Below are 3,133 nucleotides of genomic sequence, written 5' to 3'. Positions count from 1 at the left end.
GGTGTGGGCAGGGGGGACGTCGGGTTCGGCCGGCCTGACGGCTCTGGCGACTGTCCTGCCCGCGGTGGCTCTGGTGAGTCCGGTAACGGCGAGTGGTTGTCCGGCATGAGTTCCTCCTGGACTGAGGAAGGGGCAGGCGGGGCGGCTTCAGCGTGCACCCCATCCCATGCCCTGCTGGGCGGATTCTGCCGTGTTATGCACCTGCCCAGTGAAATTCCAGCGATTAAGCCATGAATAGGATGATCCTGCTGGTAATGAGCTAGGAGCTGCTTGCACCGTGGACCGATGAGTTTGGCGCCGGCGGTTGGTCTGACCTGGTGACGATCGTCGACCGTACGAGCGACATGGAGCTGACCTTGACGAATGAAGCCGACCTCCAACCAGCTGTAGCCGCCGAGTTCATTGCCCTTGCCGACCTGCTCGGCGCCGCCTCTGATGCGCAGTGGGACACCCCAACTCTGTGTGAGCGCTGGCGGGTTCGCGAAGTGATCGCGCACCTGACCATGGCGGCGCGCTACTCCGAAGAGGAGTTCATGGCCGACTTGCGCCACTGCGACTTCGACTTCACCCTTTTGTCCAACCACATTGCAAGCCGGGACGCCGAACTGCCGACCGGCGAACTCGTCGCCAACCTGCGTGCCGACGTGGCACTTCGAATGAACTCGTCGCGTGTGGCCGCGGATGCCTGCGATATGGCCGCGTGGGGGACGAAGCCGTCGGACCCGTGGAAGGCGCCTCCCCACATGTGCAGGTCGACGTTGACACCGGTGGCCGACAAACGTGAGGCATAGTCGAGCACCTCGTCCCGGAAGGTCTCGACCGAGCCGGTGTCGATGTACGTGCGGGGCAACCCGGTCAGGTCCTGCGCGCGCTGGCGCGGTGTAGGGGGAGACATCCGACCCGCCCCGCCGGTCACCGAGCAGCGCGGTCCATGCGAAGAGGTTGTTGTTGCGGTCCCGGGGTCCCTCACCGTCGAGCATTTGACTGCTGTGCGTGGTCATCCGGTCATCGAGCATGGGGCATTGCAGGATTTGGTGGCTGAGGACGGGATGGTGACGGTCCCGAGCGAGCAGCGCCGTTCCGGCGGCCAGCCCTCCGCCCCCGCTGGCCCCGAAGATGATCAGCCGGTCCGTGTCGATCCCGAGTTCGGCCGCATGGTCCGCGGCCCACACCAGTCCGGCGTAGCAGTCCTGGATCGGGGCCGGGTCGGGGTGTTCGGGCGCCAGCCGGTACTCCACGGAGACTACGACGGCCTTGCCCTCGGCGACGTAGGGCACCAGCGGCTCGACGTGAAATCTGCGGTCTCCCATGACCATGCCGCCCGGGTGCACGAAATAGATGCCCGGGACCGGTCCCGCGGTCTCAGCAGGGCGGAGGATGAGCATGGTGATGTCGGGTTCACCTGCGGGACCTGGCACCTGACGGTCCTCTACGGTGACCAGGCCGCCGGCCGTCAGATCCGGCTTCGGCTGGCCCGGAACGACAGTCTCACCGAGCATGCTCCGCATGGCTGGCAGGGTCTGCGCGGACCGGCGTCGACCCGCCCCGCATCATGCCCATCGCCTCGAGCGCGGGAACCAGTTCGGGGTCGAAGGCGGGCCGGGGCGGGGTGGTGGCGAAGACGGGTGTGCCGACGTGTTCAGTCATGTGAACTCCTTTGGTCAACTGAACGCTGGCTCTTGAACGTTGTGGTCTCGTCGGCAGGCCGTGGTGCACATGTGGTCACCGCGCAGCCGACCAAAGTCCGGGTGAAAGGGTTGACTGCACGCGGCTCCACCGCGGCGGCCGTCCAAGGGCGAGGGCTGAACGTTTTCGGGTGCGGCTACGAGCCCAACGGCCTCGACGACGCCCTTGGGCCAGCCTCCGCCAGCGTCCGTCCGGGGCTCGGCTGAGCCCGCCGTGAGCCGGGGAATCAGAGGTCGTCAGTCTGTGATGACGGCGTCGCGTTGGATCCACTCGGTGCTGTGTGCCGCCTTGTGCATGAAGGCGGCGACGTCCGCGCGGCTGATCTTCGGGTTGCCCTTCATCGGGAGGCAGTTGCCGGCGAGGTAGGTGCCCTTGGCGGGCCCCTTGGTCAGCAGGGTCGGGTAGACCAGCGTCCAGTCCAGGCCGCTGGAGCGGATCGCCTTCTCGGAGAGTTCCTTGTTGGCGTAGATGTTCCGCAGGAACGTGCTGTACATGAGCTTCTGCAGGGCGCTCGCCGACTTGTAGGTGTCACCCACGCCGAACGAGGACATCCACACCAGGCGCGACACGCCCTGCTCCTCGGCCGCGGCGATCACGGCAGCTGCGGCGCGGGTGAACAAGTCGTCTGCGCGCACGGAGGTGCTTCTGCCGAGGGCCGAGATGACGGCGTCCTGCCCGATCATGGCCTTTGCGACGTCCTTGTGCGAGGTGGCGTCTCCGGCGACCACGGTGACCTGGTCTGCCAGGTCCGCCAGTGCCTCGGGCCGGCGGGCCAGGACGGTGACCGTGTCGCCGGCCGCGAGGGCCCGGTCGAGGACGTGGCGGCCGGTGGGACCGGTCGCGCCGAGGATCAAGAGATTCATGGGAGTGCATCCTTCGTTGAGAAGATGAGGCGCGGGTGGTGGCCGCCTGCGTATGCGGCTGCGGCCACCAGCCACGGCGGTGTCAGCTGGGTTGGCTCCTGCCCTGCCGGGTCAGAGCAGGAAGTCCAGCAGGGCCTTCGTCAGGGCTTCCGGAGCCTCTTCGGCCAGGAAGTGACCGCCCCCGGGAATGACTAGTCCGGTGACGTCTGTCGCGAGCAGGCGCATGACCTCCTCCGGGCCGGTGCCGGTGGCGTACTCGCCGCCGATGGCCAGGACGGGGATGCTCAGCGGGCCCTCGTCGCGCCAGCGCTGGACCTGCTCGGGCCACTCGTCGAGGGTGCGGTAGTACTCGAAGACGGCGTGCAGGGCGGCCGGGTCGCGCAGCAGGTCGACGTAGACGTCCACGATGTGCTGTGGGATGGCGTCGGGCCGGGCGGCCTTGGAGGTGAACTGGTGCCCGAAGTAGATCTCCTCGCGTCCGGCGACCATGCGTTCGTTGATGTCCTGCAAGCGGTTGAAGGCGAAGTGCCACAGGAAGGCGTTGGTGGCCGAGTCCGAGATCAGGGGCGGGGACGGGGAGAGCC

4 protein-coding genes and 1 pseudogene are annotated in these 3,133 nt (G+C 67.4%); 1 reads left to right on the top strand and 4 read right to left on the bottom strand.

Translation table 11 applies throughout. From position 1 onward, the window contains the following. Positions 1–344 precede the first annotated feature (344 nt). Positions 345–791, top strand: coding sequence for a maleylpyruvate isomerase family mycothiol-dependent enzyme (locus FNH04_RS49200; RefSeq protein WP_152791792.1), 447 nt, complete (start codon positions 345–347; stop codon positions 789–791). Here FNH04_RS49200 and FNH04_RS49575 read toward each other — a convergent pair. The 4 genes and pseudogenes from FNH04_RS49575 to FNH04_RS43710 all read right to left on the bottom strand — a co-directional run. Beyond that, positions 782–1,385 (bottom strand): annotated as a pseudogene (locus FNH04_RS49575) (alpha/beta hydrolase); the annotation flags it as partial. The gene FNH04_RS49200 and the pseudogene FNH04_RS49575 sit on opposite strands and share 10 nt — an antisense overlap. A 103-nt stretch (positions 1,386–1,488) precedes the next feature. Continuing rightward, positions 1,489–1,647: a hypothetical protein gene (locus tag FNH04_RS49190; RefSeq protein ID WP_194237021.1), complete on the bottom strand. Its 159-nt coding sequence runs from the start codon at positions 1,645–1,647 to the stop codon at positions 1,489–1,491. Between the two features lie 275 nt (positions 1,648–1,922). Further along, a complete protein-coding gene (locus FNH04_RS43715) occupies positions 1,923–2,549 on the bottom strand; it encodes an NAD(P)-dependent oxidoreductase (RefSeq protein ID WP_152791791.1) in 627 nt (208 codons plus the stop codon). A gap of 111 nt (positions 2,550–2,660) precedes the next feature. Beyond that, positions 2,661–3,133, bottom strand: a 473-nt coding sequence (locus tag FNH04_RS43710; protein ID WP_194237020.1) for an alpha/beta fold hydrolase, incomplete at its 5' end; no start/stop codon positions are given.

The sequence above is a fragment of the Streptomyces phyllanthi genome, from assembly GCF_009377205.1.
GTDB lineage: Bacteria > Actinomycetota > Actinomycetes > Streptomycetales > Streptomycetaceae > Streptomyces > Streptomyces phyllanthi.
This window is presented reverse-complemented; position numbering and strand designations above follow the sequence as displayed.

What these genes read in the sequence shown, in the direction of transcription:
- FNH04_RS49200 (WP_152791792.1), top strand. Translation starts at nt 345, where the DNA reads ATGGAGCTGACCTTGACGAATGAAGCCGACCTCCAACCAGCTGTAGCC.
- FNH04_RS49190 (WP_194237021.1), bottom strand. Translation starts at nt 1,647, where the DNA reads ATGACTGAACACGTCGGCACACCCGTCTTCGCCACCACCCCGCCCCGG.
- FNH04_RS43715 (WP_152791791.1), bottom strand. Translation starts at nt 2,549, where the DNA reads ATGAATCTCTTGATCCTCGGCGCGACCGGTCCCACCGGCCGCCACGTC.